This is a genomic window from Erwinia sp. BNK-24-b (assembly GCF_047456155.1).
Classification (GTDB): domain Bacteria; phylum Pseudomonadota; class Gammaproteobacteria; order Enterobacterales; family Enterobacteriaceae; genus Erwinia; species Erwinia phyllosphaerae.
This window is the reverse complement of record NZ_CP179901.1, coordinates 1,245,735-1,270,155: the sequence shown is the minus strand read 5'-3', so window position 1 is coordinate 1,270,155 and position 24,421 is coordinate 1,245,735. Positions and strand designations below refer to the sequence as shown.

Annotated in this window: 21 protein-coding genes; 5 read left to right on the top strand and 16 right to left on the bottom strand. The window is 53.3% G+C overall.

Features of this window, described 5'->3' with window-relative positions:
• Window positions 1-11: 11 nt before the first annotated feature.
• From ACMGGR_RS05895 to ACMGGR_RS05885, 3 genes are read left to right on the top strand one after another with little or no spacing between them, the layout of a single operon-like run.
• Window positions 12-323, top strand: a complete 312-nt coding sequence (locus tag ACMGGR_RS05895) for a PTS lactose/cellobiose transporter subunit IIA (protein WP_414148378.1) — start codon at window positions 12-14, stop codon at window positions 321-323.
• 52 nt (window positions 324-375) lie between these two features.
• On the top strand, window positions 376-1,920 hold the full coding sequence (locus tag ACMGGR_RS05890; protein WP_414148377.1) for a carbohydrate porin: 1,545 nt from the start codon (window positions 376-378) through the stop codon (window positions 1,918-1,920).
• A 36-nt stretch (window positions 1,921-1,956) separates the two neighbouring features.
• On the top strand, window positions 1,957-3,426 hold the full coding sequence (locus ACMGGR_RS05885) for a 6-phospho-beta-glucosidase (protein WP_414148376.1): 1,470 nt from the start codon (window positions 1,957-1,959) through the stop codon (window positions 3,424-3,426).
• Window positions 3,427-3,455: 29 nt separating this feature from the next.
• Here the strand turns inward: ACMGGR_RS05885 and ACMGGR_RS05880 are convergent, their stop codons facing one another.
• Window positions 3,456-3,926: a GNAT family N-acetyltransferase gene (locus ACMGGR_RS05880; RefSeq protein WP_414148375.1), complete on the bottom strand. Its 471-nt coding sequence runs from the start codon at window positions 3,924-3,926 to the stop codon at window positions 3,456-3,458.
• A gap of 99 nt (window positions 3,927-4,025) precedes the next feature.
• On the opposite strand from ACMGGR_RS05880, the gene ACMGGR_RS05875 reads away from it, so the two are divergent.
• Window positions 4,026-4,625 (top strand): pentapeptide repeat-containing protein, encoded by a 600-nt coding sequence (locus ACMGGR_RS05875; protein ID WP_414148374.1) that lies wholly within the window; start codon window positions 4,026-4,028, stop codon window positions 4,623-4,625.
• 13 nt (window positions 4,626-4,638) lie between these two features.
• Here the strand turns inward: ACMGGR_RS05875 and ACMGGR_RS05870 are convergent, their stop codons facing one another.
• The 15 genes from ACMGGR_RS05870 to lrhA form a co-directional block, all read right to left on the bottom strand.
• Window positions 4,639-5,169 (bottom strand): hypothetical protein, encoded by a 531-nt coding sequence (locus ACMGGR_RS05870; RefSeq protein WP_414148373.1) that lies wholly within the window; start codon window positions 5,167-5,169, stop codon window positions 4,639-4,641.
• 114 nt (window positions 5,170-5,283) lie between these two features.
• Complete coding sequence (nuoN, locus tag ACMGGR_RS05865; protein WP_246757959.1) at window positions 5,284-6,741, bottom strand: NADH-quinone oxidoreductase subunit NuoN; 1,458 nt, start codon at window positions 6,739-6,741, stop codon at window positions 5,284-5,286.
• Between the two features lie 6 nt (window positions 6,742-6,747).
• Complete coding sequence (nuoM, locus tag ACMGGR_RS05860; RefSeq protein ID WP_414148372.1) at window positions 6,748-8,268, bottom strand: NADH-quinone oxidoreductase subunit M; 1,521 nt, start codon at window positions 8,266-8,268, stop codon at window positions 6,748-6,750.
• Window positions 8,269-8,482: 214 nt separating this feature from the next.
• Complete coding sequence (gene nuoL, locus ACMGGR_RS05855; RefSeq protein WP_414148371.1) at window positions 8,483-10,321, bottom strand: NADH-quinone oxidoreductase subunit L; 1,839 nt, start codon at window positions 10,319-10,321, stop codon at window positions 8,483-8,485.
• On the bottom strand, window positions 10,318-10,620 hold the full coding sequence (gene nuoK / locus ACMGGR_RS05850; RefSeq protein ID WP_034894855.1) for an NADH-quinone oxidoreductase subunit NuoK: 303 nt from the start codon (window positions 10,618-10,620) through the stop codon (window positions 10,318-10,320). Before nuoK ends, nuoL begins: the two co-directional genes overlap by 4 nt.
• The gene (gene nuoJ / locus ACMGGR_RS05845; protein ID WP_246757962.1) at window positions 10,617-11,165 is read right to left on the bottom strand and encodes an NADH-quinone oxidoreductase subunit J; all 549 of its coding nucleotides are present in this window, start codon (window positions 11,163-11,165) and stop codon (window positions 10,617-10,619) included. The genes nuoK and nuoJ overlap by 4 nt, the downstream gene beginning before the upstream one ends.
• A gap of 10 nt (window positions 11,166-11,175) precedes the next feature.
• A complete protein-coding gene (gene nuoI / locus ACMGGR_RS05840) occupies window positions 11,176-11,718 on the bottom strand; it encodes an NADH-quinone oxidoreductase subunit NuoI (RefSeq protein WP_246757963.1) in 543 nt (180 codons plus the stop codon).
• Between the two features lie 13 nt (window positions 11,719-11,731).
• Window positions 11,732-12,709, bottom strand: coding sequence for an NADH-quinone oxidoreductase subunit NuoH (nuoH, locus tag ACMGGR_RS05835; protein WP_246757964.1), 978 nt, complete (start codon window positions 12,707-12,709; stop codon window positions 11,732-11,734).
• Window positions 12,706-15,432 (bottom strand): NADH-quinone oxidoreductase subunit NuoG, encoded by a 2,727-nt coding sequence (gene nuoG / locus ACMGGR_RS05830; protein ID WP_246757965.1) that lies wholly within the window; start codon window positions 15,430-15,432, stop codon window positions 12,706-12,708. The genes nuoH and nuoG overlap by 4 nt, the downstream gene beginning before the upstream one ends.
• A 196-nt stretch (window positions 15,433-15,628) precedes the next feature.
• Entirely contained in the window at window positions 15,629-16,975 is a 1,347-nt protein-coding gene (nuoF, locus tag ACMGGR_RS05825) for an NADH-quinone oxidoreductase subunit NuoF (protein WP_246757966.1), read from the bottom strand.
• The gene (nuoE, locus tag ACMGGR_RS05820; protein WP_246757967.1) at window positions 16,972-17,487 is read right to left on the bottom strand and encodes an NADH-quinone oxidoreductase subunit NuoE; all 516 of its coding nucleotides are present in this window, start codon (window positions 17,485-17,487) and stop codon (window positions 16,972-16,974) included. Before nuoE ends, nuoF begins: the two co-directional genes overlap by 4 nt.
• 2 nt (window positions 17,488-17,489) lie before the next feature.
• Complete coding sequence (gene nuoC, locus ACMGGR_RS05815; RefSeq protein WP_246757968.1) at window positions 17,490-19,289, bottom strand: NADH-quinone oxidoreductase subunit C/D; 1,800 nt, start codon at window positions 19,287-19,289, stop codon at window positions 17,490-17,492.
• Window positions 19,290-19,398: 109 nt separating this feature from the next.
• Window positions 19,399-20,073: a NuoB/complex I 20 kDa subunit family protein gene (locus ACMGGR_RS05810; RefSeq protein ID WP_125288254.1), complete on the bottom strand. Its 675-nt coding sequence runs from the start codon at window positions 20,071-20,073 to the stop codon at window positions 19,399-19,401.
• A 14-nt stretch (window positions 20,074-20,087) separates the two neighbouring features.
• Window positions 20,088-20,525, bottom strand: coding sequence for an NADH-quinone oxidoreductase subunit A (locus tag ACMGGR_RS05805; protein ID WP_246757969.1), 438 nt, complete (start codon window positions 20,523-20,525; stop codon window positions 20,088-20,090).
• A gap of 664 nt (window positions 20,526-21,189) precedes the next feature.
• The gene (gene lrhA / locus ACMGGR_RS05800; RefSeq protein WP_246757970.1) at window positions 21,190-22,116 is read right to left on the bottom strand and encodes a transcriptional regulator LrhA; all 927 of its coding nucleotides are present in this window, start codon (window positions 22,114-22,116) and stop codon (window positions 21,190-21,192) included.
• A 989-nt stretch (window positions 22,117-23,105) separates the two neighbouring features.
• Here lrhA and ACMGGR_RS05795 point away from each other — a divergent pair.
• Window positions 23,106-24,320, top strand: a complete 1,215-nt coding sequence (locus ACMGGR_RS05795; protein WP_246757971.1) for a pyridoxal phosphate-dependent aminotransferase — start codon at window positions 23,106-23,108, stop codon at window positions 24,318-24,320.
• The last annotated feature ends 101 nt before the right edge of the window (window positions 24,321-24,421 follow it).

Sequence of the window (24,421 nt, the reverse complement as noted above, 5' to 3'; positions counted from 1 at the left end):
GAGTAACAGCCATGTTTGCAGATGAAAATAGCGTAATGGAACTGCTGGTCCACGCCGGGCAGGCACGTTCCGATGCGATGGCAGCGATAGCCGCTTCCCGTCGGAAAAACTGGGCCGAAGCGGAACAGCTGATGGCAAGTTCGGATAGCGCCAGCCGTGAAGCGCACAAGATCCAGACCATGTTAATAAGCCAGGATGAAGGCAGTGGCAAAATTACGATCAACCTGATCCTGGCCCACGCTCAGGATCATCTGATGACGGCGATGCTTTGTCAGGACCTCGCTAAAGAGCTCGTATTATTGCATAAACAGATCCTGGCCTGAGGCCATTTCGCTATACGGAAATAAACAGACTAATTCAGGGAGCCACAAAGGAATGAAACAGGGAAAACGTTATTTAATCTGCTGCCTGCTTTTCGGCTTATCATCAGCTGAGGTTCTGTCAGCCGGCCTGACGATTGAACAGCGGCTTGAAATACTCGAGAAAGAGTTGTCAGCCAATAAACGGGAACTTAGCAAAACACAGAAGGAACTGGCAATTTCGCAACATAAATTATCACTATTGCAGAATACTACTGCATCGCCACAACCCGTTACCGACACAAAAATAAAAGGCAGTAGTCATCTTGCCAGCACTATCACACTCAAAGATATCAGCAAATTTGTTAAAGACGATATTGGGTTCAGCTATGAAGGTTATTTCCGCACCGGCTGGGCAACCTCCAATCGCGGCGCTCCTGAAACTTATGCTGTCGGCGCACTGGGGCGCTTTGGCAATGAGCTTTCGGGCTGGTATGACCTGACGTTCAAACAGAGGGTTTATAACAGCGGCAACAAAACAGCCAGCGCCATTGTGACTTTTGATGGCAATGTGGGTGAAAGATATAACGATGCATGGTTTGATGGTCAAGGTGACAATATCATGCAGTTCAGCGATATGTATCTCACTACTGCCGGCTTCCTGCCTTTCGCGCCGCAGGCCGATTTTTGGGTAGGTCGTCACGCTTTGCCTGATTATGAAATACAAATGCTGGACTGGAAGCCTCTGTCAACCGATCAGGCGGTCGCCATCGGCATTGAAAATTGGGCAACCGGTCCGGGGCTGCTGGATGTGTCCCTGAACCGCAACGATGTTGATGTCTCCTCACGTGATTTTTCCCGTACGACAGAAATGAACACTAACTCTGTCGATTTACGCTACCGCAATATTCCTGTGTGGGACAGGGCAACCTTATCTCTGACGGGGAAATATGCCTTCAGCAATAAGACCCGAAGCCAAAAAAGCGGCGAAGCTCATAACGAGTTCTTTAAATTTAAAGATACCTGGCTGGCGACCGTCTACCTTCATCAACAAATGGATAAAGACGCTTTTAACGAGTCCGCCCTGCAAATTGCTAATAACTCTTATGCCGGTAGTTTTTCTGGCTTGTCTGGTGCCAGCACGTCCATGAGCAAGGGCAACCGTTATTACGGTGACCATTCCGGAGGTATGGCATGGCGATTGATTAACCAGGGGGAAATGTATTTTTCCGATCGAATCATTATGGCGAACGCTATGGTGTTCTCCCGGGGCCATGATATCTATAGCTACCATACGGGTGCACACAGCGATTTCAGTAGCTTAAGAACGGTCATTCGTCCCGCATGGATTTGGGATAGCTGGAACCAAAGCGGTATTGAGCTGGGCTGGTTTCGACAAGTTAATAAAAATAGTCAGGGCCAGCAATTTAAAGAGTCCGCATTAAAAACCACGCTCTATCATGCGTTTAAAGTTGGCCCCAGCCTGCTGGCATCTCGTCCGGAAATTCGCTTCTATGGCACCTACCTGAATATATTAAAAAATGAAATTTCTGAGTTCAGGTTCAATGATGACAGCAATAATGAATTTCTTGCCGGGGTTCAGGCAGAGCTGTGGTGGTAAAAAAGTCGGACTATCAAATATAGTTAAGGAGCAATTATGTCAGGACTACGCGCCGATTTTTTATGGGGAGGTGCCGTTGCGGCTAATCAAATTGAAGGCGGCTGGCAGGAGGACGGAAAAGGCATAAGTATTGCTGACGTCGTTACTGCTGGCTCACATCAGGTTCCACGAAGGATTACCAATGGCGTGCTGCCAGATGAATATTATCCCAGCCATAACGCCATTGACTTTTATTACCGCTATAAAGAGGACATAAAACTCTGTGCCGAAATGGGTTTTAAATGTTTCCGTACCTCCATTGCCTGGAGTCGGATTTTCCCGCAGGGCGATGAATCTGAACCAAATGAAGCCGGGCTCCAGTTCTATGACAACCTTTTTGATGAGTGTCTGAAATATAATATTAAACCTGTCGTAACGCTCTCTCATTTTGAAATGCCGTGGCACCTTGTCGTTCATTATGGTGGGTGGCGCAACCGTAAGATGATCGATTTTTTTATCCGTTACGCGGAGGTCGTGCTTACACGTTATAAAAATAAAGTTAAATACTGGATGACCTTTAATGAAATCAATAACCAGGTTAATTACCACCATGATTTGATGCCGTTCAGCAATTCGGGGATTATTTATCAGGAGCACGATAACCGGGAAGAGATTATGCTGCAGGCGGCGCACTATGAACTGGTAGCCAGCGCGCTCACGGTTGCAATTGCCCATAAAATAAATCCTGATCTTCAGGTGGGCTGCATGATTGCTATGTGCCCGATTTACCCTTTAACCTGCATGCCTGAAGATATGATGATGTCAGTGAAGGCCATGCACCAGCGATACTGGTTTACGGATGTTCATGTTCGCGGTCGCTATCCTCAGTACATGCTGAATTACTTCGAACGAAAAAAATTTAAGCTTGATATCACCCAGGAAGATAAATCGATTCTGCAACATAACTGCGTTGATTATATCGGCCTGAGTTATTACATGTCTTTCGCCACCCGGTTTGCTGCTGATAACCCTGATATGGATTATGACGAACCTGGCAGCCTGGTCAGAAATCCTTATATTGCCAGCTCTGACTGGGGCTGGCAGATAGATGCTGTGGGACTTCGTTACGCCCTGAACTATTTTAACGATCGTTATCAGCTGCCCCTGTTTATTGTTGAAAACGGGCTTGGCACTGACGACGGGCCAGAAAACGACGGCACTATCAACGATGACCACCGTATCCGTTACCTGGAAGAGCATCTTTATCAGATGAAGCTGGCCGTAACTGAAGATGGGGTTGATCTGTTAGGTTATACATTATGGGGCTGCATAGATCTCATCTCGGCAGGCACTGGAGAGATGAAAAAACGCTACGGCCTGATTTATGTCGATCTGGATGATAAGGGAAAAGGTTCGCTGGCACGCATGCGGAAAAAATCTTTCTATTGGTATAAAGAGGTCATTCGCTCTAACGGCGATAATCTTTCCCCTGAAAAGCGGACTACGCTATCCCGTCCAAAGAGTTAATGACCACGTTACGATCGGGATATTTTGGCTTAGCTGTGCTCTGTCCTGCCTGGCTTCGTCATGTCGATATGGGGGATAGCATCTTCCAGGTAGATTTCGCTGACCGCCCTAAAGCCGAAGCGGCCATAAAATTTTTGCAAATGGGCCTGGGCAGAGAGGAAAATGGTGTGCTGTGGCCAGTAATGTTCACAGCAGTCGATAGCCTGCTCCATTAATCGACTGCCGAGGCTCAATCCCCTCGCCTCGCCGGAGACGATTACCCTGCCCACTTTTACCACTGAGTTGGCCTGTCCGGGCGCCAGGATGCGAGCATAGCCCACCAGCTGATTATCCAGCATGGCCAACAAATGCCGATTTTCGCCAGTAAGATCCTGGCCGTCGATATCCTGATAAGGGCAATTCTGCTCAACGATAAATACTGCATTGCGCAGCGTCAGAATTTGATACAGCTGCGCAGCGTTGAGTTCGCTATGGTGAAGATCCTGCCACTTTATGTTCATCTTTTTCTCGTCCGGCCGCATTAGCGCTTTCCCCTTTGCAGAGTAAATCTGTTTAACAATAATGTATCATCGTTTTATTCGGTCTGAGCGAGGTTCTGCATGACGCAACTATCCGGCAATAAAGAATATTTTGACGAAGCTTTTAGCAGACTGGATCTGTCATCAGCCCTTATAAAGGATGCAATTTTTGAAGACTGCGAGTTCAGCCACTGCAACTTTACTTCTGCCCACTTCTCCCGCTGTAAGTTTATCAACTGCACGTTCATGCACTGTAACCTTAGCATGATGGAAATCTTGGGTACTCGCATTAACGAGAGCAGCTTTAACGAGTGCAAGCTGAGCGGCATTGACTGGACGCGCGCGTACTGGCCTGCTTTTAACGTCGATCCGGAGCTGAGCTTTGCGAAATGTATTCTGACCAATGCTTCCTTTTTTGGTCTGACGCTTCAGGGTTTAAAGCTGATTGAGTGTAAGCTGCACGAGGTCGATTTTCGGGAGTGCGATCTCTCCAGCGCTGAGATCACCGGCTGTGATTTAGCAGGTAGCTTATTCAGTAATACTAATCTTCGCGGGGCCGATTTTACCGGCTCATGGAATTTCAATATCAACGTGTTGAATAACCTCGTTGCACGCGCAAAATTTTCTCGCCCGGAAGCGGTCAGCCTGCTGGAAGGTCTGGATATTGACCTGGTGGATTAACGACCCGAATAAGCTAACGTCGCCAAATCCTGTTTATCCATTGTTGCCAGCGGCTGCGTTCTGTTTCAGGCAGCAGGCGAAAAGTCTGCCCGTTAATCAAAGGTACGCCTTGATTGAAATCATACTGCCAGTCAGCCTGGAAATAAGGTAATGACTGTTGATTAATACAAAAGTTGATGAGTTCAGCCAGCCAAAAGCTATAGGCTTCATGTTTCCCTTTACACCGCTTGATCAACTCCGGAAAGGTCTGTATGAACTTCTCTGCCAGCTGGCTTGAAGTTAATTCACCGTTTAACGGCCATAGCATCAACGGATTGTTACCACCGCTGTAATGTGCAAATAGCTGGTCATGTTCTTGTGGCGAGCTATTCCAGCGTGTAAAGCAGCAGGCAGGCGCAAGCGTAAGCCGCCAGTGAGCGCCAGAAGGTGACATTGCCGGGTAAATTTGTAATTGCCGGAAGCCAAGACGGTGCAGCTCGCAGCACATTTTTAAAATTCTTAGTGCGGATGAAACAGTATCAGGCGCTTTTTCTTTTTTTTCCATTTTTAGCAAAATTTCTGTTTATTACTGATATTAAACCAGGGTGCATCGTTAACCTGAAAACGTCAATAAAAAACGGGCTCCTGAGAGCCCGTTACAGTGGTACAGCAAACCAGATTACATCAGCGGCTGAGCCATCTGTACCAGCGAAATCAGCGGCTGCGGGTAAATACCCAGCACCAGCACCAGAATCGCGGAAATCAGCACGACCACGCCGCCTGCGGTAAAGGCCCAGTTGGCTGGCGTATCACGCTGCAGCAGCTCTGGTGGATTCAGGTAAAGGCTGACGGTAACGCGCAGATAGTAGTAAAGGCCAATCGCGCTCCCTACCACTACCGCGCCGGTCAGCCACCACAGATGCGCGCCTACGCCCACGGCAATAACGTAAAACTTACCGATAAAGCCCAGCGTCATTGGAATACCCGCCAGCGACAGCATCATCACCGTCATTACCGCCGACAGAATCGGACGATGCCAGAACAGGCCGCGATAGGAGTAAAGCGAATCGGCATCCGGCCCGCGATAAGGGCTGGACATCAGGCTGACAACGCCGAAAGCGCCCAGGCTGCTGAACAGGTAACCCGCCAGATAGACGCCGACGGTTTCCAGCGACAGCTGATGCGTTTGAATGGCAATCAGCGCCACCAGCAGATAGCCCAGATGCGCAATCGATGAATACCCCAGCAGACGCTTGATGTTACTTTGCGTAATCGCCATCAGGTTGCCGAACAGGATGGAGGCGAAAGCAATAATCGCCAGCACCAGGCGTACTGCTTCACTGTCGGCGGCTGGTGCGTACAGGAACAGACGCATCACCACGCCGAAAATGGCAATCTTGCTGGCGGTAGCCAGAAAAGTAGATACCGGGGCTGGAGCACCCTGGTACACGTCCGGCGTCCACAGGTGAAAAGGCACCAGCGACAGCTTAAAGCCTAAGCCCACAATCATCATGCCCAGTCCCGCCAGCAGCAGCGGCTGATGCAGCATGCCGTCATTCAGGCTCTGGCCCAGCGTGACAAAGCCCAGGTTGCCGGAGTTAGCGTACAGCAGCGCCATCCCGAACAGCAGAAAGGAAGAGGCAACCGCAGACATAATGGTGTATTTAATACTGGCTTCCAGCGAGCGTTTCAGCTGGAAGGCGTAGCCCACCAGGCCAAACAGCGGCAGGGAGATCAGTTCGATACCGATAAACAGCGAAGCCAGATGGTTAGCGCTTGCCAGCACCACGCCGCCCAGTGCCGCAATCAACACCAGCAGGTAAAACTCTTCCCGGTTGTCCGGATAGGTTTCCAGCCACGGATAGGCGAAGGTGCAGGTTGCCAGGCTGGCCAGAATGACCAGGCCCGTATAGAGCATCGAATAGCCATCCACGCGCAGCAGCGGCGTTACGTCCATCGCACCCGCATGGCCGACAAACCACAGCGAAAGCAGCGCCAGGTTCAGACCGACAACGGCCAGCGTAGCGTTGACGAAGTGATTGCGTCGCCACGCAATGGAAAGCATCACAACTACCACCGTCAATCCGACGATCAGCATGGGCAGCAGCGCGATCAATTGTTGAGGAGTTATTGTCATGGCGAATTACGGCCTTGTAGTTGAAATTGAAGCGGTAAACCACTGCTGAATATTGCTCATTGCAGCATGTGAGGTGTCCAGAATCGGCTGTGGATAGACGCCCAGCAGAACCAGCAGCACCACCAGCACCATTATCATCAGAAACTCACGCGGCGACATGCCACGCAGCGGCGTTTCAGATTTTGGCGCGCCGTAATAGGCCCGCTGCATCATAATCAGCGAATAAACAGAAGCGAAAACCAGACCAAAAGTAGCAATAACGATAATCACCGGCACCGAGTGGAAACTGCCGGTCAGGATCATAAACTCACCCACAAAGTTACCCGTACCCGGCATCCCCAGGTTAGCCACCGCAAAAAACAGCGACAGGCCAGGCAGCCATTTGATGCGTGCCCACAAGCCGCCCATCTGGCGCATATCGCGGGTGTGCAGACGCTCGTAAAGCTGGCCGCACAGGATAAACAGCGCCGCCGCAGAGAGGCCGTGCGCAATCATCTGCACCACCGCGCCCTGGAAGGCGAGCTGGCTACCGGTATAGATGGCAATCAGCACAAAGCCCATGTGGGAAATCGAGGTGTAAGCGATCAGGCGTTTGATATCGTACTGCGAGAAAGCCATCCACGCGCCGTAGAAAATCCCGATGATGCCCAACCACATGGCAACTGGCGCAAACTCGGCGGAAGCGTTCGGGAACAGGGGCAGCGCAAAACGCAGCAGGCCATAAGCCGCCGTTTTTAACAGGATCCCCGCCAGGTCGACCGAACCGGCCGTTGGTGCCTGGCTGTGCGCGTCCGGCAGCCAACCGTGCAGCGGTACCACCGGCATTTTCACCGCGAAGGCGATAAAGAAGCCCAGCATCAGCAAATATTCTACGGTGTGGGACATCGGCGTTTTCAACAGGTCTTCATAGTTGAATGTCCAGACGCCCGTAGCGTTGTAGTTAACAAAGACCAGCGCCAGAATGGAAATCAACATCACCAGCCCGCTGGACTGGGTATAGATGAAGAACTTGGTAGCGGCGGTAATACGCGTTTTCCCGTCCGACGCTTTGTGTCCCCACAGCGCGATCAGGAAGTACATCGGTACCAGCATCATTTCCCAGAAGAAGAAGAACAGGAACAGGTCGATGGCCAGGAACACGCCAATCACGCCGCCCAGGATCCACAGCAGATTCAGGTGGAAAAAGCCCTGCCACTTTTCAATTTCATTCCAGGAACAGAGGATAGCCATCACGCCGAGCAGGCCGGTCAGCACCACCATCAGCAGCGACAGGCCATCCAGCGCCAGATGCACGCTGATGCCGAAACGCGGTATCCAGGAAACCTGGAACTCTGACTGCCACTGCGGCAGGCCAGCGGCCTGGGTTAGTGAGTAACCACCCTGTAGCCAAAGCTGTAACGAGAGCGCCAGCGTCAACCCCATTGAGATTAGCGCTATCCAACGCGGCACCTTGCTCCCGAAGCGCTCGAGCTGCCAGCAAAGCAGGCCGCCGATGAACGGGATTAATATAAGCCAGGGTAATAACATGGCGATTTGATTCCCTTTTCTGAACCTGCATGGGCTATCTTACTTGCCAGTTTTGCCCCCGGCAGTGCTCGCAGTCCTCACATACTAAAGTATGCTGCGGGTGCTGCGCGCTGGCGGTGACAAAACTGACTGCGCCGATGACGCCCAACCTTCAGGTAATTTTCAACATTCTTTAACTCAGGGCGAAGCAACTGTCTCACCCGCTCACAAACCTTTAAACCACCATCAGCAGCGCAAGCACCACGACCGCGCCGACGCTCATTGAAGCGACGTACCAGCGCAGATAGCCATTTTCGCTGACGACCAGCCCTTTGTTCGCCAGGCGGGAGAACAGCGCTGGCGTATTCATCAGGGCGTTCAGCGGATCGCGTGACAGCACCCAGGCAACGAACAGGTATGGCTTGACGAAAATTTTGTCGTAAAGCCAGTCGAAGCCCCAGGCGGCAAACCACCAGGTGGAGAAGAAGCGGCCTACCGCACTGCTGGCAATGCTGTTAACCAGCGAGCGTTTGCCCAGCCACAGGAACGCCGCCAGCAGGATGCCGACAATCGCCACTACGCCAGAAGAGATTTCCAGCGTCAGGACGCTGCCGTGCGCCAGTTCGGCCGTCTCCGGCAGTACGCCGCGTAACGGTGGCACAATCATCGCGCCGATAAAGGTTGAGAGAATAAGCAGCACGATCAGCGGCAGGTGATGCGTAATGCCTTTGCCCGCGTGCGCGTGAATTTTCTCTTCGCCATGGAAGGTAATAAAGATCATGCGGAAGGTGTAAAGCGAGGTCATAAAGGCACCGACCAAACCCGCCACCATCAGGTTGAGATGTCCGTTGGCCAGCGCGCCCGCCAGGATCTCGTCCTTACTGAAGAAGCCGGCGGTAATCAGCGGCAGTGCTGACAGCGCCGAGCCGCCTACCAGGAAGCAGACGTAGACCAGCGGAATACTTTTACGCAGGCCACCCATTTTAAAGATGTTCTGCTCGTGATGGCAGGCCAGGATCACCGAGCCGGACGAGAGGAACAGCAGCGCTTTAAAGAACGCATGGGTCATCAGATGGAAAATGGCCGCGTCCCACGCCTGTACGCCCAGCGCCAGGAACATATAGCCAATCTGGCTCATGGTCGAATAGGCCAGCACACGCTTGATGTCGGTCTGCACCAGCGCGGCAAAGCCCGCCAGCAGCAGCGTAATCGCGCCGATAATACCAACCAGGTGCAGCACTTCCGGCGTCAGCAGGAACAGACCGTGGCTGCGGGCAATCAGATAAACGCCCGCCGTCACCATCGTTGCCGCATGGATCAGCGCGGAAACCGGCGTTGGACCCGCCATCGCATCTGCCAGCCAGGTTTGCAGCGGCAGCTGGGCAGATTTACCCACCGCGCCGCCAAGCAGCATCAGCGTGGCCCATTGCAGCATATGGTTGTCCGCAGCAAAGTGTGCCGGTGCCAACGCAACCATTTCGCGGAAGTTCAGCGTGCCCAGCTCATTCCAGAGAATGAACAGCGCAAAGGCCAGGAAGACGTCGCCCACGCGCGTGATAATAAAGGCTTTCATCGCCGCCGCGCCGTTATCCGGATTGGTGTAGTAGAAGCCAATCAGCAGATAAGAGCAGAGGCCCACACCTTCCCAACCCAGATACATCAGCATCAGGTTATCGGCCAGCACCAGAACGACCATGCTGGCGATAAACAGGTTGGTATAGGCAAAAAAGCGTGAATAGCCCTCTTCACCGCGCATATACCAGGAGGCAAACATGTGGATAAAGAAGCCGACGCCCGTGACCACCGACAGCATGGTCATCGACAGGCCGTCCAGCGTCAGGTTTACTTTGATATCAAAGTTGCCAACGTGCATCCACGTCCACAGCGCCTGGTTAAAGACCGGCTGTCCCTGCGCAAAGAAGTCGATGCCGACGTAAAGGGTGACCAGCGCCGCCAGCCCTACGGAACCCATCCCGACGGTAGCGGCCAGATTTTCTGACCAGCGACCGCGAGAGAAAGCCAACAGCACAAAGCCAATCAGCGGGAACAAGATAGTTAAATAGAGAAGATTCATCCGCGCATCTCGCTCACTTTATCAATATTGAGATTCTGGCTGCGACGATGCAGCTGCAGCAGCAGCGCCAGGCCGATACTGGCCTCGGCGGCGGCCAGGCTGATTGCCAGGATATACATCACCTGCCCGTCTGCCTGTCCCCAATAGCTTCCCGCTACTACAAACGCCAGCGCCGCCGCGTTGATCATAATTTCAAGGCTGATCAGCATAAACAGCAGGTTACGGCGAATAACGACGCCCGTGAGTCCAAGTACAAACAGAATGGCGGCCAGAATCAGCCCGTGTTGCAAAGGGATCATGCGTGTTCCTCCTTCTTCGCTGCGTCAGCCGGGCGATTGCTCAGCACTTCGCCTGGCCGCTGTTCGCGGCCAATGTGATAGGCCACGACCAGGCCAGCCAGCAGCAGCATGGAAGCCAGCTCCACGGCCAGAACGTAGGGACCAAACAGGCTGATACCGACCGCTTTCGCGTCGATCATCTTGCCGTCGATACCCTGATCGTTAATGGTCAGAATAGCGTAGACGATGACCAGCAGCAGCAGCAGCGACAGCAGGCCAGGGCCAACCCAGACGCCGGGCTTCAGCCATTCGCGCTCCTGCGCCTGCACGCTGTCGCCCAGGTTCAGCATCATCACCACAAAGACGAACAGCACCATGATGGCGCCCGCATAGACGATAATTTCCAGCGCACCGGCAAAGTAGGCACCCAGCGAAAAAAACACGCCCGCGATCGAAAGCAGCGAAATGATCAGATATAACAGCGCGTGCACGGGATTGGTGTGGGTGATCACGCGCAGAGTCGTTAACACCGCCACCAGTCCGCAAAGATAAAACGCAATTTCCATAGCTGGCTCCTTAAGGTAACAAACCCTTGACGTCGATGGGTTTGGCTTCGCTTTCCGCTTCGCCCTTGTCTTTGCCTTCGATCGCCATTCCCGCCATCCGATAGAAGTTATACTCCGGATATTTGCCTGGCCCGGAGATCAGCAGGTTCTCTTTCTCATACACCAGATCCTGACGCTTGAACTCGCCCAGTTCAAAATCGGGGGTAAGCTGAATCGCCGTGGTCGGACAGGCTTCTTCACACAGGCCGCAGAAGATGCAGCGCGAGAAGTTGATACGGAAAAATTCGGGATACCAGCGTCCGTCCAGCGTTTCTGCTTTTTGCAGAGAGATACAGCCTACGGGACAGGCTACCGCACAAAGGTTACAGGCAACGCAGCGCTCCTGGCCATCAGGGTCACGCGTCAGCACGATGCGACCACGGTAGCGCGGCGGCAGATAAACCGGCTCTTCCGGATACATCATGGTTTCGCGTTTTGCGAAGGCGTTTGAGCCGATCAGAACGATACTGCGTACCGTGGTGCCGAACCCTACCAGAATGTCTTTTATTTTCATGGTTATTAGCCTCTTACTGCGCGTTGTACAGAATCACTGCGGCAGTCGCCAGCAGGTTCAACAGCGTCAACGGCAGACAAACTTTCCAGCCGAACGACATTACCTGGTCATAGCGCGGACGCGGCAGCGCAGCACGAATCAGAATAAACATCATCATGAAGAAAGCCGTTTTAATCGCGAACCAGAAAATGGGCGGTAGCCACGGGCCGTTCCAGCCGCCGAAAAACAGCGTGACGATCAGGGAAGAGACGGTCACGATGCCGACGTATTCGCCCACGAAGAACAGGCCGAACTTCATACCGGCATATTCAATGTGGTAACCGTCAGCCAGCTCCTGTTCCGCTTCCGGCTGGTCAAAAGGATGTCGGTGACAAACCGCAACGCCCGCAATGGCAAAGGTCAGAAAGCCAAAGAACTGGGGAATGATGTTCCACAGGTGCTGCTGGCTGTTGACGATATCGACCATATTGAACGAGCCCGCCTGCGCCACCACGCCCATTAGCGACAGACCCAGAAAGACTTCGTAACTCAGCGTTTGCGCCGAAGCGCGCATCGCACCCAGCAGCGAGTATTTGTTGTTACTGGACCAGCCAGCAAACAACACCGCATATACCGCCAGACCGGCCATCATCAGGAAGAACAGCAGACCGATATTCAGGTCTGCCCCCATCCAGGTTGAGGTTACCGGCACGATCGCCATGGCCAGCAGCAGCGAGGTGAAGGCGATCATCGGCGCAAGGGTAAAAATTACGCGGTCGGTAAAAGGTGGCGTCCAGTCCTCTTTGAAGAACATTTTGATCATGTCTGCCACCAGCTGCAGCGAGCCGCCCCAGCCGACGCGGTTTGGCCCGTAGCGGTTCTGGAACAGGCCCAGCAAGCGGCGCTCGCCGAAGCTCATAAATGCCCCACAGCCCACAACAACAAACAGGATCACCAGCGCTTTGCCGATGGCGATCAGCACATCAATAACTTCCGGTGTCAGCCAGCTCATGGCAAAGCCTCCTGCAGATTTTCAATACTTGCACCCAGCAAGAATGGCGGCACGCCCGGCAAGCCCAGCGGTAAACCAACCTGCCCTGCCTGTAACGCGCTGGAGAAGCGCACCGGCAGACGCAGCGTTTCGCCCGCGCAGCTAAAGGCAACGGTCGCGCCCGCATTAACGCCCAGCTTCGCGGCGTCGTCCGGGTTAACCATCACATAAGGCAACGGCATACGCTGCTGGAAGACCGGCGAACGCTGGGTCATCTCTTCGCTGCCAAACAGGTGGAAGTAAGGTGCGACGCGCCAGCCGCTTTCCGTACCAACAAACGCCTCCGGCACGGAATTAAACCACTCAAGCTGACCTTCGCCCGCTTCAAACAGACGCACGCCAGGATCGCCGAAGCGCAGTTTGCCACCCACCTCATCCTGGAACTTGTTCCACGCCTGCGGGGAGTTCCAGCCTGGCGCCCAGGCAAACGGGATTTGTGAACGCGGCGCGCTCGGCTGGTTGTTCCCTTCCATGGAGAAGGCGAACATGGTGTCTTTATCCTGCGGCTGACGCGGTTCGTGCACGCTGATATTGGCGCGAGCCGCCGTACGGCCGCTGGCGCGAATCGGCGAACGCGCCAGTTTCTGACCGCGAATGCGGAAGCTGGCGTCCGGCGCGGCTTCTTTGATACCGGCCAGCTGCGGCAGCGCGGCTACGCAGGCATCGATAACGTGGTCAAGCTGCGTCCAGTCCACCGCGCGGCTGCTGATAGTGCTTTGCAGAGAATGCAGCCAGCGCCAGCTTTCCAGCATCTGTACTTTGTCGTCGTAGTAAGACGGATCGTAAACCTGGAAGAAGCGCTGCGCGCGGCCTTCCTGATTCACCACCGTGCCGTCACTTTCGGCAAAGCTGGCGGTTGAAAGGATCAGCCCCGCTTTTTCCATCGTGGTGGTGCGCTGGTGATCGATAACAATTACGTTTGGCGTATTGCTTAGCGCGGCATCAACCTGCGCTTTTGGTGCATGGCGATAGAGATCATTTTCCATAATGATCACCGCATCGGCCGAGCCGTCTGCCAGCTCGCCCAGCACCGCATCCAGCGGTTTGCCGCCCATCATACCCAGACCAACGCTGTTCGCGCCGCCTGCAAGCAGCGTAATACCTACGTCCGCGCCGCGCCCTTTCAGCGCTTTCGCTACGTTAGCCGCCGCCTGGATCATCGCTTCGCTACCGGCATGCACGCCGGAAATAATCAGCGGTTTCTTCGCGCCGCTCAGCGCCTGCACGACCACATCTATTTTGCCGCTCAGATCGCGGTCGATGCCTGTAACCGCTGGCGCGCTTTCGTCCAGCGCATTTGCAATGGCAAAGCCCAGACGAGCCTGATCCTCTACCGGTGCGCGATAGCTCCAGGCGGCGATATCATCCAGACGGGTTTCATCGACGTTAGTGACGAAAAGCGGATGTTTGGCGTGCTGGCCGATATTCATAATCGCCGCGATTTGCCAGTCGGCTACCTTCTGCGCCGCTGCCATATCACGTGCTTTGCCTTTCACGGCCTGGCGTACGGAGAGCGCGACGCGAGCGCCAACCTGAGTCAGGTCTTCGCCCAACACCAGTACCGCATCATAGCTTTCGATTTCGCGCAGCGCTGGCGTATGAATACCGCCTTCGCGCAGCACTTTCAGCATCAGCTCCAGGCGCGCCTGCTCGCCCGCCGGGATGCCGGTCGAGAAGTTTTCCGCGCCGACCAGTTCACGCAGCGCAAAGTTGCTTTCCACGCTGGCGCGAGGAGAACCAATACCGATCACTTTTTTCGCCTGACGCAGCACGTCCGCCGCGCCCTGCATCGCCTGTTCGGCGTTTAGCGCGATCCAGTCGTTGCCGCGTCGCTGCATCGGCTGGCGCGGCCTGTCCTTCAGGTTAACGTAGCCATAGCCAAAGCGGCCACGGTCGCACAGGAAGTACTGGTTTACGGTACCGTTGTAGCGGTTTTCGATACGCCTGAGTTCGCCATAGCGCTCGCCGGGGCTGATGTTACAGCCGACGCTGCACTGCTGGCAGATGCTTGGCGCATACTGCATATCCCACTTACGGTTATAGCGCTGCGAGTGGGTTTTATCGGTAAAGACGCCGGTCGGGCAGATTTCCACCAGGTTGCCGGAAAACTCGCTTTCCAGCACGCCGTCTTCCGGACGGCCAAAGTAGACGTTGTCATGCGCGCCATAGACGCCCAGATCCGTGCCGTCCGCATAGTCTTTGTAGTAGCGCACGCAGCGGTAACAGGCGATACAGCGGTTCATTTCATGCGAGATGAACGGGCCAAGATCCTGATTGCGGTGGGTACGTTTGGTAAAGCGGTAGCGGCGGAAGCTGTGACCGGTCATTACGGTCATATCCTGCAGATGGCAGTTGCCGCCTTCTTCACAGACCGGGCAGTCGTGTGGGTGGTTGGTCATCAGCCACTCCACCACGCTTTCACGAAATTCTTTTGCTTCGCCGTCATCAATCGAGATAAAGGTGCCGTCAGAAGCGGGTGTCATACAGGACATCACCAGGCGACCGCGGGTATCTTCGGCATTTTGAAATTGCTTTACCGCACACTGGCGGCAGGCGCCGACGCTACCGAGCGCCGGATGCCAGCAAAAATAAGGAATATCAAGGCCAAGCGAGAGGCAAGCCTGCAACAGGTTGTCCGCTCCATCGACATCGTATTCTTTACCGTCTACATGAATTGTAGCCATAGTGAAATTGCTCAAGTAAGGCTCGGAATCGAGCGTTAAACACAATTCTTAAATAACCGTCTTAACTGGCGTTGGGGCTGTGTTAGCTGCGCTCTTTTACCCGGTACTTATTAAAGTAAGCCGGACGCGTTCTCTTGCTGCCTTGCCACAACGCCATTTGATCGGGTTATTGCGCATATCATTAACTGCGCGATATCTACCAGCGAGCCTTTAGCAGGTTCGCCTGAATACCGGCGATAGCGTGCGCGTTGCTGTAAACCTGCGGCGCCATGCCTGCTTCAAATTCTTCACGGAAATATTTGATGGCGCTTTGCAGTGGCTCTACTGCACCCGGCGCGTGCGCGCAGAAGGTTTTGCCCGGCCCCAGCTGGCGGCAAAGCTGCAGCAGCGTTTCAATATCGCCAGGCTGCCCTTCTTTCCGCTCCAGCGCGCGCAGAATTTTGACGCTCCACGGCAGGCCGTCACGGCACGGCGTACACCAGCCGCAGGATTCACGAGCAAAGAACTCTTCCAGGTTACGCACCAGCGAAACCATATTGATTTCGTGGTCGACAGCCATCGCCAGCGCGGTGCCAAGACGGCTACCTGCTTTACCAATGCTGGCAAACTCCATCGGCAGATCCAGGTGCGACTCGGTCAAAAAGTCGGTTCCCGCGCCGCCAGGCTGCCAGGCTTTAAATTTCAGCCCATCGCGCATGCCGCCAGCGTAATCTTCCAGGATCTCGCGGGCGGTCGTACCAAACGGTAGCTCCCAGACGCCAGGGTTTTTTACCCGTCCGGAAAAGCCCATCATTTTAGTACCGGTATCGTCGCTTTTAGAGATGCCTTTGTACCAGTCCACGCCGTTAGCCAGGATCGCCGGTACGTTAGAAAGGGTTTCGACGTTGTTAACGCAGGTCGGCTTGCCCCACGCGCCCGCAGAAGCAGGGAATGGCGGCTTGGAACGCGGGTTGGCACGACGGCCTTCCAGCGAGTTAATCAGCGCAGTTTCTTCGCCGCAGATGTAACGTCCCGCGCCCGTATGCACGATCAGTTCAAAATCGAAGCCCGTCCCCAGGATATTTTTCCCCAGATAGCCAGCCTCGGTCGCTTCTGCTATAGCGCGACGCAGGTTAACGGCAGCCTCGATATATTCGCCGCGCAGAAAGATGTAGCCGCGGTAAGCCTTCAGGGCAAAGGCGCTGATCAGCATGCCTTCTACCAGCTGGTGCGGCATCTGCTCCATCAGCAGGCGGTCTTTATAGGTGCCCGGCTCCATCTCATCAGCGTTGCACAGCAAATAGCGGATGTTCATGGATTCATCTTTCGGCATCAGGCTCCACTTCAGCCCGGTGGAGAAGCCTGCGCCGCCGCGTCCTTTCAGACCAGAATCTTTGACCAGCGCCACGATTTCTTCTGGTGCCATGCCCTTCAGCGCTTTTTCCGCACCGGCATAGCCGTTCTTGCTGCGATACTCGTCCAGGAAAACCGGCTGCTTGTCGTCACGCATGCGCCAGGTCAGCGGATGCATCTCCGCAGTACGCACGATCTCTTTGCTTGTCATTGATACTGCTCCAGTAAAGTGACGACGTTTTCCGGAGTAAGATGCACGTGCGTATCTTCATCCACCATCATCGTCGGGCCTTTGTCGCAGTTGCCCAGGCAGCAGGTCGGCAGCAGCGTGAAGCGGCCATCCGGCGTAGTCTGGCCCGGTTTAATTTTCAGGTTTTCTTCCAGCGCCGCCTGAATCCCCTGATAGCCGGTGATATGGCAGACTACGCTGTCGCAATAGCGGATAACGTGACGGCCAACGGGCTGGCGGAAAATCTGGCTGTAGAAGGTAGCTACGCCTTCAACGTCGCTGGCCGGAATACCCAGCACGTCAGCAATGGCGTTAATCGCGCCGTCCGGCACCCAGCCGCGCTGCTTTTGCACAATTTTCAGCGCTTCGATAGAGGCCGCGCGGGCATCTTCGTAGTGGTGCTTTTCGTGCTCAATGGCGTCGTGCTCTGCCGCGCTCAGGACGAAAGCGTCTGAAGGCTCGATCGTTTCGATCGCAATTCTTTGATCGTGCATAATTAGCGGTCCACGTCTGACATAACAAAATCGATACTGCCGAGGTACACGATCAGATCGGATACCAGGCTGCCGTTGATGACGGAAGGGATCTGCTGCAGATGCGGGAAGCTTGGCGTCCGCACGCGGGTGCGGTAGCTCATGGTGCTGCCGTCACTGGTCAGATAGTAGCTGTTGATCCCTTTGGTAGCTTCAATCATCTGGAAGGATTCGTTGGCTGGCATCACCGGTCCCCAGGAAACCTGCAGGAAGTGCGTAATCAGCGTTTCAATGTGCTGCAGCGTGCGCTCTTTCGGCGGCGGCGTGGTCAGCGGATGATCGGCTTTAAACGGCCCTTCCGGCATGTTTTTCAGGCACTGTTCCAGGATGCGCATGCTCTGGCGCATCTCTTCCATTTTCAGCATGACGCGGGTATAGGCGCAGCTGATGCCATCACCAATCGGCACTTCAAAATCGAAATTCTCATAGCCGGAATAAGGACGCCATTTACGCACGTCGAAGTCCAGACCGGTGGCGCGCAGGCCCGCACCGGTGGTGCCCCAGGCCAGCGCCTCATCCATATTGTAGGCGGAGACGCCTTTGGAACGGCCAATCAAAACGGAGTTTTTCAGCGCGGTCTGCTCGTAGGCTTTCAGACGCTTCGGCATCCAGTCGAGGAATTCACGCAGCAGACGGTCCCAGCCTTTTGGCAGGTCGTGCGCCACGCCGCCAATGCGGAACCAGGCCGGATGCATACGGAAACCGGTAATCGCTTCTACGACATCGTAAATTTTCTGGCGGTCGGTAAAGGCAAAGAACACCGGAGACATCGCTCCAACGTCCTGAATAAAAGTAGAAATATAAAGAAGGTGGCTGTTAATACGGAACAGCTCTGACAGCATCACGCGGATCACATCCACGCGTTCCGGTACTTTAATGCCGGCCAGCTTTTCTACCGCCAGCACGTAAGGCATTTCATTGACGCAGCCGCCCAGGTATTCAATACGGTCAGTGTAGGGAATATAGCTGTGCCAGGACTGGCGCTCGCCCATCTTTTCCGCACCGCGATGGTGGTAGCCGATATCCGGCACGCAGTCGACGATTTCTTCGCCGTCCAGCTGCAGGATGATACGGAACGCGCCGTGTGCGGAAGGATGGTTAGGGCCAAGGTTGAGGAACATAAAGTCCTCGTTGGCCGTGCCGCGCTTCATGCCCCACTCTTCCGGCTTGAAGGTCATCGCCTCCATTTCCAGATCTTCTTTTTGCTTAGTCAGCTCAAAAGGATCGAATTCGGTAGCGCGGGCCGGATAATCTTTGCGCAGCGGATGCCCTTCCCAGGTCTGCGGCATCATGATGCGCGTCAAGTGTGGATGGCCATCAAAGGTAATGCCGAACATCTCCCAGGTTTCGCGCTCGTACCAGTTGGCATTGGCGAAAATTTTGGTAATGGTTGGCAGATGCAGATCTTTTTCAGACAGCGCCACCTTGAGCATAATATCGCGATTACGTTCAATGGAGAGCAGGTGGTAGAACACGGAAAAATCTGCCGCAGGCAGGCCATCGCGATGCGTGCGCAGACGCTCGTCCATGCCGTGCAGGTCATACAACATTACATAGGGTTTCGGCAGCTTACGCAGAAACTCTGTGACTTCCAGTAGCTGTTCACGCTTGATCCACACCACCGGAATACCGGTACGGGTAGGCTGAACGGTAAAGGCATCTGGCCCAAAACGGTTACGCAACTCGCCGATCACCGGGTCATCCAGGTGATCCCGGGTTTGCCATGCTGGCTGAGCGAGATCTTGCGTGGTTAAATCTGTCATAGGTCGTTCACCATGTGGGCCCGCATGCAGGCACTCAGTATTGGCGTCAGAACAGGCCGCGCGCGTATTATTGTTATCTGCGTGCTAATCGGGCCTTGTCCATTAACTCTTAAATTTCGTCCGGGGTACGCAGGTTAGTTACCGCGATACGCTCACCCTGCTTTCTTTCACGCTCGGATTGCATATTGGCACGATAAACCCCCTGGTCACCGACCACCCACGAGAGCGGACGACGCTCTTTGCCGATGGATTCCTGCAGCAGCAGCAGTGCCTGCATATAGGCTTCGGGACGCGGCGGGCAGCCGGGAATGTAAACGTCAACAGGTAAAAACTTATCGACGCCCTGCACCACCGAATAGATGTCATACATGCCGCCGGAGTTAGCACAGGCACCCATGGAAATCACCCATTTTGGCTCCAGCATCTGATCGTACAGGCGCTGAATAACCGGGGCCATTTTGGTGAAAGGCGTACCGGCCACCACCATAAAGTCTGCCTGACGAGGCGAGGCGCGAATAACTTCCGACCCAAAGCGCGCAACGTCGTGCACGGAGGTGAAAGAAGTGGTCATTTCTACGTAACAACATGACAGCCCGAAGTTAAATGGCCACAGGGAGTTTTTTCGCCCCCAGTTCACCATGTCATGCAGTGCATGTTCGAGCTTGCCCATATAGACGCTTTGATGAACGTGCTTCTCCAGCGGATCGGTGACGATCTCCTGTTTCTGCAGCGGATAACGGTCGTTGTCGCCGTTCGGATCTGCGCGGGTTAGCGTATAGTCCATTGTTTTGCCTCGCTTTACTGCGTATGACGATTGGAATGCGAAACGGTGGTTGATTTAGCGACAACACGACGAGGTGCAGGCGCCCAGTCCAGCGCGCGGATCCGCACCAGATAAACCAGACCAGCAAGCAGTACCAAAATGAAAATGGTGGCTTCGATAAAGCCGATCCAGCCGCTTTCGCGGATGGCGGTCGACCATGCGTACAGATAGAGGGCTTCTACGTCAAAAATAACGAAGAACATGGCGACAAGATAAAACTTAGCGGACATGCGCAGTTTAGCTGTACCGACAGGCGCGGCACCCGATTCAAAAGGTGTATTTGTATACCTTCCGCGAGCTTTTCCGCCCAGAAACCATGCCCCGGCCAACATTGCGCAGCACAGACCGATAGAAACGACCAGAAATACAGCAAATGCCCAGTGATGAGCGACGACTTCAGTGGTTGTTGACATACACTCTGCTTAACTCAATAAAGGGGCGTCAGACATGCTGCTCTGTTGAGTGGCAGTTGACTGATGCCTCGATTCAAGGGAAAAAATAAAAAACCAGATAAACGATGCTGTCTTTATAGATTAAGCAGCAATTTTATGGGGTTTTTTACTCCTTTATATAACCTTTTGTCAACTTTGATAAAAGTATCCACAGGTTATTTTACATAAGTAGCATTTATTTAACATTTGATGCGCAAAAATTGCGCTAAATCGTGTCAGTGAGCTTCGTCATCTACAGTGTAGCGGGTATTTCCCTGTATGGATCACGGATTTAACGGTGCCTATTCTCTCAGGAATCAGGTCCTTTTCCCTCCCCTTACAAGGGTTATTTTTTTGATCCAGAACAAGGTTTGGTATTTTTAGAGAAAAAAGTAAGCGACCAGAACTGAGCAAAATCAATTCAACGCTGATTAGCTCGTTGCCAAAAGAGTATTGTTGATGAGCAAGAAAACGCCATGCTGTTTTTTACAGCAGTTGAAAAGTAATCAGAGGTAAAAATGCGGGTTGTGACGGCAAAAAAAGCCCATAAAAAAACCTTCTGAAGATTAAAACCCTCAGAAGGTGTGTTTCATCCACGTTTCTAACGTAACTATTTGATATTATTTATCTAAATTAAAATAAATAATTACTCATCTTCGTCAGCGAAAACAGAGCTATCCTGTGCGCTGGCTGCCAGGCTGTACGGATCGTTACTGGATTCCATCGCGTTGAAAATGGCCAGAGCCAGTTCGTTATCGCTTTCCGGATTACGGCACAGCAGGTATTCCGTATCAGGCAGCACCGGCAGACCTTCGGCTGCGCCCATTACGCGCAGCTCCGGACTCATCATCTCTACCGGACGCGCGGTAACGCCCAGACCCGCTTTAACGGCAGCGCGAACTGCCGCCAGCGTGGATGCCACGTAAGAGATGCGCCATGGAATGCCCGCCTCGTTGAGGTGATCGATGGCCATATCGCGGTACGGGCTTGGTTCATCCAGTAAAACCAGAGGGATAGCTTCTCCACGCTGGAAAACGTAATCTGCCGCGCAATACCACAGCGTTGGCGAAGTACGCAGTACCTGCCAGGTAAAGTTCATTGGACTGGAGGTGGTGACCACCAGATCAACTTCACCCTGATTCAGCATTTCCATCATAAAAGGATTACGCTTAACGCGGACATCAATTGCCAGTTTTGGATAAACCGAAGTTACCCGGTTCAGCAGGAAAGGCAGAATGGTGTCTGAAGTATCGTCAGAAGCGCCGATGGTGAGCACACCCTGAATATTGCTGTACATCAGAGAAGTACAGGCTTCATCGTTAAAACGCAGGATTTTGCGCGCGTAACCCAGCAGCTGAATGCCGTGCTCGGTTAACAGCTTGTTACGGCCGTGGCGAGCAAACAGCTCTTTACCTACCAGCTGTTCCAGACGCTGCATCTGCTGGCTGACGGCAGACTGCGTACGGCATACCGCCGCGGCAGCTGCCGCGAAGGTGTTAAGATCGGCGACAGCCACAAAGGTTCTCAGCAGATCCAGATCGAGATTGAGGATTGGACGATTTGCACTGGTCATGTTTTATTCACTTTATAAGATTTTTAATATACTGCTACCCTGGTGTTATTACCTTCTCTATCAGTAAGATACAGAGGTAATAATCATGTAATACTACGAACGTTGCCGTTCGCCATTACCGTACTCGCAGACGCGCTAACCCCAGCGACCCAATATGCCCGACTAATGCCGCAACAAAGTCGCTGACGGGCGGTGCGTCTGTACATCACTACTGCGCGCAGTTGACCGGTAAAGGAACAACAACGCTTAAACCCATTTACTTCGTCGGCCACCATTACGTGCTCAGCGACGATGCTGTCAATGTAGAACTGCCATTGAAAGTTGAACGACCATCAAGCTGTAGTTACAGCGGAATAATAATAAAAAAAACTTAACATTAAGGACGATAAGCTACATTTACCGCCTCGCTGGAAACCCGCGCGTGAAGCACGCGGTATCTCCACTATTATCCTGACATACTGTCGATTACTTTTTAAGCCCAAATCCGATTATTCTTATCAGTAAAATAAGTTTTTATTGAGAATGGCGTCTCACCCCTCCCTCAGAGCATAAAAATTTATCAATTGGTAACAATATGTCAGCATGCAAGCCAGCGCCTTACGTAGATTTGCACTTTTCTGCTTTGCAATTGCTTATCTGGCACCTGAGTAGATTATACACTAAAAGTTAAGAAATGCTTTATAGTTACACATCGCATCAATGCACTTTATTTTACCTAAAAATGACAAAAAAACTCCTCTTACTTGCGTCCTGACGCATCTTTTTGCATTTTTTTGCCTGCTTCAGGCGTGAATTTTGTTAAACCTTTACCGTTTAAGCCATTTTTGCTGCGTGTGTTTTTTCGATGGCGTTTGCAAAACCGCTCTCAAGAAACGCGCTCCTGTTACGCCAAAGCCGGCCGCCCCACTTCAAAAGCGTCAGCGAGAGGAGTACATTGTGCGGGTTTACTTTTCCACGGCAGGAATGCGGCTAAGCCAAAGGCGAATGAAATGACCCCAATTGATAAATCCAGCAAGCTCGATAACGTCTGTTATGACATCCGTGGCCCGGTACTAAAAGAAGCCAAACGCCTTGAAGAAGAAGGCAACAAAGTCCTCAAGCTTAATATTGGCAATCCCGCCCCTTTTGGTTTTGAAGCGCCTGACGAAATCCTGGTCGATGTAATCCGTAACCTGCCGAGCGCGCAGGGTTACTGTGATTCAAAAGGACTCTATTCGGCACGTAAAGCTATCGTGCAGCACTATCAGGCACGCGGCCTGCGTGAAGTCACCGTTGAAGATGTCTATATCGGTAACGGCGTGTCTGAACTGATTGTTCAGTCAATGCAGGCGTTGCTCAACAGCGGTGATGAGATGCTGGTTCCGGCACCCGATTATCCCCTGTGGACGGCTGCGGTTTCCCTGTCCAGCGGAAAAGCGGTGCACTATCTTTGCGATGAGTCGGCGGGCTGGTTCCCCGATCTTGACGACATCCGCAGCAAAATCACGCCGCGCACGCGCGGGATAGTGATAATTAACCCTAACAACCCAACCGGCGCGGTGTACAGCAAGGAGCTGCTGCTGGAAGTTGTGGAACTGGCCCGCCAGCATAACCTGATTATTTTTGCTGACGAAATTTACGACAAAATTTTGTATGACGCCGCCCAGCACCATTCCATTGCCGCGCTGGCACCGGATTTATTGACGATTACCTTTAACGGTTTGTCCAAAACCTATCGCGTGGCGGGTTTCCGTCAGGGCTGGATGGTACTGAACGGGCCGAAAAAACATGCCAAAGGCTATATTGAAGGTCTGGAAATGCTGGCTTCGATGCGCCTGTGTGCCAACGTTCCGGCCCAGCACGCGATTCAAACCGCGCTTGGCGGTTATCAAAGCATCAGCGAATTTATCGTGCCCGGTGGTCGGCTGTATGAGCAGCGCCAGCGCGCCTGGGAACTGATCAATGATATTCCGGGCGTCAGCTGCGTGAAGCCGGACGGCGCGCTCTATATGTTCCCTAAGATTGACGCGAAAAAATTCAATTTGCATGACGACCAGAAAATGGTGCTGGATTTTCTGCTGCAGGAAAAAGTTCTGCTGGTGCAAGGCAGCGCTTTCAACTGGCCGTGGCCGGATCACGTCCGTATTGTCACCCTGCCGCACGTCAACGATCTGGAAATGGCTATCGGTAAATTTGGCCGCTTCCTGGAAGGCTATCGCCAGTAGCGTTCAACGCTTTGAGCGGCGGGCAGGCGTCTGAGGATATCCGCTGCATTCCCGCTGCTGAAACGGCTATACTGTGACGCCAGAGCCCGCCTCTGGCCGTC

Excerpts from the sequence above, each read along its gene's own strand:
- nuoN (WP_246757959.1), bottom strand. The coding sequence starts at position 6,741 with ATGACAATAACTCCTCAACAATTGATCGCGCTGCTGCCCATGCTGATC.
- ACMGGR_RS05885 (WP_414148376.1), top strand. The coding sequence starts at position 1,957 with ATGTCAGGACTACGCGCCGATTTTTTATGGGGAGGTGCCGTTGCGGCT.
- lrhA (WP_246757970.1), bottom strand. The coding sequence starts at position 22,116 with ATGACCAGTGCAAATCGTCCAATCCTCAATCTCGATCTGGATCTGCTG.
- ACMGGR_RS05810 (WP_125288254.1), bottom strand. The coding sequence starts at position 20,073 with ATGGACTATACGCTAACCCGCGCAGATCCGAACGGCGACAACGACCGT.
- nuoJ (WP_246757962.1), bottom strand. The coding sequence starts at position 11,165 with ATGGAAATTGCGTTTTATCTTTGCGGACTGGTGGCGGTGTTAACGACT.
- nuoF (WP_246757966.1), bottom strand. The coding sequence starts at position 16,975 with ATGACAAGCAAAGAGATCGTGCGTACTGCGGAGATGCATCCGCTGACC.
- nuoM (WP_414148372.1), bottom strand. The coding sequence starts at position 8,268 with ATGTTATTACCCTGGCTTATATTAATCCCGTTCATCGGCGGCCTGCTT.
- ACMGGR_RS05875 (WP_414148374.1), top strand. The coding sequence starts at position 4,026 with ATGACGCAACTATCCGGCAATAAAGAATATTTTGACGAAGCTTTTAGC.
- nuoK (WP_034894855.1), bottom strand. The coding sequence starts at position 10,620 with ATGATCCCTTTGCAACACGGGCTGATTCTGGCCGCCATTCTGTTTGTA.
- nuoC (WP_246757968.1), bottom strand. The coding sequence starts at position 19,289 with ATGACAGATTTAACCACGCAAGATCTCGCTCAGCCAGCATGGCAAACC.
- ACMGGR_RS05870 (WP_414148373.1), bottom strand. The coding sequence starts at position 5,169 with ATGGAAAAAAAAGAAAAAGCGCCTGATACTGTTTCATCCGCACTAAGA.
- nuoE (WP_246757967.1), bottom strand. The coding sequence starts at position 17,487 with ATGCACGATCAAAGAATTGCGATCGAAACGATCGAGCCTTCAGACGCT.
- nuoI (WP_246757963.1), bottom strand. The coding sequence starts at position 11,718 with ATGAAAATAAAAGACATTCTGGTAGGGTTCGGCACCACGGTACGCAGT.
- ACMGGR_RS05890 (WP_414148377.1), top strand. The coding sequence starts at position 376 with ATGAAACAGGGAAAACGTTATTTAATCTGCTGCCTGCTTTTCGGCTTA.
- nuoH (WP_246757964.1), bottom strand. The coding sequence starts at position 12,709 with ATGAGCTGGCTGACACCGGAAGTTATTGATGTGCTGATCGCCATCGGC.
- ACMGGR_RS05795 (WP_246757971.1), top strand. The coding sequence starts at position 23,106 with ATGACCCCAATTGATAAATCCAGCAAGCTCGATAACGTCTGTTATGAC.
- nuoL (WP_414148371.1), bottom strand. The coding sequence starts at position 10,321 with ATGAATCTTCTCTATTTAACTATCTTGTTCCCGCTGATTGGCTTTGTG.
- ACMGGR_RS05880 (WP_414148375.1), bottom strand. The coding sequence starts at position 3,926 with ATGAACATAAAGTGGCAGGATCTTCACCATAGCGAACTCAACGCTGCG.
- ACMGGR_RS05895 (WP_414148378.1), top strand. The coding sequence starts at position 12 with ATGTTTGCAGATGAAAATAGCGTAATGGAACTGCTGGTCCACGCCGGG.
- ACMGGR_RS05805 (WP_246757969.1), bottom strand. The coding sequence starts at position 20,525 with ATGTCAACAACCACTGAAGTCGTCGCTCATCACTGGGCATTTGCTGTA.
- nuoG (WP_246757965.1), bottom strand. The coding sequence starts at position 15,432 with ATGGCTACAATTCATGTAGACGGTAAAGAATACGATGTCGATGGAGCG.